The sequence below is a fragment of the Ilumatobacter sp. genome, assembly GCF_049588435.1.
GTDB lineage: Bacteria > Actinomycetota > Acidimicrobiia > Acidimicrobiales > Ilumatobacteraceae > Ilumatobacter_A.
In genome coordinates this window covers 1-2,972 of sequence record NZ_JBAVYV010000549.1, presented here as the reverse complement: position 1 = coordinate 2,972, position 2,972 = coordinate 1, and the positions used below count along the sequence as shown (strand labels likewise).

The window sequence follows — 2,972 nt, the reverse complement described above, 5'->3', positions numbered from 1 at the left end:
GAGTTGGAACTGATCGCGCAGGTGGCGATCGAGCACGACCTGATCGTCGTGACCGACGAGGTCTACGAGCACCTGGTCTTCGACGGCAGCGAGCACATCCCGCTCGCCACCCTGCCCGGAATGTTCGAGCGCACACTGACGATCTCGTCGGGCGGCAAGACGTTCCACACCACCGGCTGGAAGATCGGCTGGATGACGGGTCCGAACGAACTGGTCACCGCGGCGCGCCTGGCGAAGCAGTACCTGACCTTCGTGAACGGCGCCCCGTTCCAGCCGGCGACCGCGGTCGGACTGCGCCTCGGCGACGACTACTTCAACGAACTCCGCGATCGACTGCAGACGGCACGCGATCGCTTGGCCGACGGCCTCGAACGTGCCGGCTTCGTCACCTACCGGCCCGAGGCGAGCTACTTCGTCACCGTCGACATCTCCGGCCGGCGACCGGATCGGGACGGCATGGCGTTCTGCCGTGAACTGCCCGCGCATGCCGGGGTCGTCGCCGTCCCGGCCGGGGCGTTCTACATGCATCCCGCAAACGGCGCGCACCTCGTCCGGTTCGCGTGTTGCAAGCAACTCCCGGTGATCGACGCCGCCGTCGAACAGCTGGTCGAGGCGTTCGCATGAGCGTGTTGCGCGTCGCCGCGATCCAACACGAGATCGTCTGGACGGACCGCCAGGCCAACTTCGACCGGCTCGCCCCGATGATCGCCGGTGCCGCGGCGGGCGGAGCTGGCCTCGTCCTGCTCACCGAAACGTTCTCCACCGGATTCGCATTCGACTCGCCTGACATCGGCGAACCCGAGGGTGGTGTCTCGTCGCAGTTCCTGGCGGAGCAGTCGGCTGCCCACGGCGTGTGGGTGGGTGGTTCGTGTCCGGAGATCGACCCGTCCGCACCGCCCGATGATCAGCGCCCGTCGAACTCGTTCGTACTGGCCGGCCCCGACGGCACCGTTCACCGGTATCGCAAGATCCACCCGTTCTCGCACGCCGGTGAGGAGCGCTTCGTCCGTGCCGGCACCGACTTCGTCACCGTCGAGGTCGACGGTGTCCGCCTCAGCCTGTTCGTCTGCTACGACCTCCGTTTCGCTGACGAGTTCTGGGCGCTCGCAGAGGGGACCGACGCGTATCTGGTGGTGGCGAACTGGCCTGCCAAACGACGGCTGCACTGGTCGACGCTGCTCCGCGCTCGGGCGATCGAGAATCAGGCCTACGTCGTCGGAGTGAACCGCGTCGGTTCCGGCGGAGGACTCGACTACAGCGGCGACAGCGCGATCATCGATCCGCTGGGTGAGGTGCTCGCATTCGGCGCCGGCGCCGAGACCGTGCTGTTCGCCGACATCGACACCGACCACGTCGAGAGCACCCGCTCCCACTTCCGCTTCCTCCAGGACCGCCGCCCGACCTGACCCGACAACTGGTGTCAGGCACCAGTTGTCGGGCGGTGCATCATCTCGACTTCGATTCCCTTCGACGCTTGGCGACCCACTGCGGTGAAGCCGAGCTTCCGGTGGAACGCGAGCGACGGCTCGTTCGGCGGATCGACGTTCACCTCGAGCGTCAATCCGGCGGCGTCGCTGAAGTCGGCTTCGATGGTCCGTGCAACCTCGGCGTACATGGCGGTGCCGTACCCCCGTCCGACCACCGACTCGTCGAACGCGACGCGGTCGAGATACATCGCGGTCGGGTAGTGCTCGGCGAACCAGCGGTAGTTGAGCGAGTCGTACGACGAACCCGGCGGCAGGACGAGGCAGAAACCGATCACCTCACCGTCGATCTCGGCCGCCAGCGCGATCGCACTCTCGTCGACCAGGAACGTCATCCGGTCGTGATCGACCGGGCCGACCTCGGGAACATTGGCAGCGTTGATCTGCTCGACGACGTCGAGGTCGCTCGGAAGGATCGGCCGGAAGGTCACAGGTGAGGTCATCGCCCGACAACGTACCGAGCGAGTCCCACGCCGCATCCGCTCGACACCGTCGGCTCCGCCACCCACCACCCGCTCGTAACAGCTTCTCGACGCGGATGTGTCTCACCTGCTGAGACGGATGAGGGTCGAGAACGAAATCGGACTGATACCCATCGGAGTCGAGAACCTGAACGGTTGCGAACGAATGAGTCCGGCGAGCGCCGGTGTCGACCCGTCTCGTATCCTGGAACCATGTTGTTCCGCAAGAACGTCACCATGGTCGAGCCGGACGATGCACTGCCCGGTCGCACCGATCAGTCGATGCCGGTGCCCGAGGCGCACTACGTCAACGGCAATCCGCTCGTCGGCCCGTGGCCAGAGGGAATGGAGGTCGCCGTCGTCGGCATGGGGTGCTTCTGGGGCGCCGAACGCATCTTCTGGCAACTCGACGGGGTCTACTCGACCTTCGTGGGGTACGCGGGCGGGTTCACGCCGAACTGCACCTACGAGGAGAACTGCACCGGGTTGACCGGCCACGCCGAAGCCGTCGGCATCGTGTACGACCCGAAGGTGATCGGTTTCGAGCGGATCATGCAGGTCTTCTGGGAGAGCCACGACCCGACCCAGGAGATGGGGCAGGGCAACGACCGAGGCAGCCAGTATCGAACGGCCGCCTACGCCACACAGCCCGACCAGCTTCCGGTGATCGAGGCCACCCGCGCCGTCTTCCAGGAACAGCTCGATGCGAAGAATTTCGGGCAGATCACCACCGAGGTCAAGCAGATCGACTTCGACACCGACTTCTACTACGCCGAGCCGTACCACCAGCAGTACCTGGCCAAGAACCCCAACGGATACTGCGGAATCAGCGGCACTGGCGTGTCGTGCCCGATCGGCCTCGGCGCCTGACCTCGTCGATCTGGCACGCGTTGACCCGGCGGTGAGCCAACCATCGCGTGGGTGGCGGTTCGCTCACCGGGGCGGGGTTGAACCCGCGACGACCCGCTACCAGCCGGTCGCGCGGATGTCGTCGCCGACGGCGTCGAGCGCTCGACCGGCCCAGCGC

The 2,972-nt window shown here is 66.3% G+C and carries 4 protein-coding genes; 3 read left to right on the top strand and 1 reads right to left on the bottom strand.

Features of this window, described 5'->3' with window-relative positions; all coding sequences use genetic code 11:
• On the top strand, positions 1 to 624 hold a 624-nt coding region (locus WBV89_RS20645; RefSeq protein WP_423983211.1), incomplete at its 5' end, for an aminotransferase class I/II-fold pyridoxal phosphate-dependent enzyme.
• Positions 621 to 1,406: a nitrilase-related carbon-nitrogen hydrolase gene (locus WBV89_RS20640; RefSeq protein WP_423983210.1), complete on the top strand. Its 786-nt coding sequence runs from the start codon at positions 621 to 623 to the stop codon at positions 1,404 to 1,406. The genes WBV89_RS20645 and WBV89_RS20640, both read left to right, overlap by 4 nt.
• A 14-nt stretch (positions 1,407 to 1,420) precedes the next feature.
• Here the strand turns inward: WBV89_RS20640 and WBV89_RS20635 are convergent, their stop codons facing one another.
• Positions 1,421 to 1,927 (bottom strand): GNAT family N-acetyltransferase, encoded by a 507-nt coding sequence (locus WBV89_RS20635; protein ID WP_423983209.1) that lies wholly within the window; start codon positions 1,925 to 1,927, stop codon positions 1,421 to 1,423.
• 231 nt (positions 1,928 to 2,158) lie between these two features.
• On the opposite strand from WBV89_RS20635, the gene msrA reads away from it, so the two are divergent.
• On the top strand, positions 2,159 to 2,815 hold the full coding sequence (gene msrA / locus WBV89_RS20630) for a peptide-methionine (S)-S-oxide reductase MsrA (protein ID WP_423983208.1): 657 nt from the start codon (positions 2,159 to 2,161) through the stop codon (positions 2,813 to 2,815).
• Positions 2,816 to 2,972: the final 157 nt, after the last annotated feature.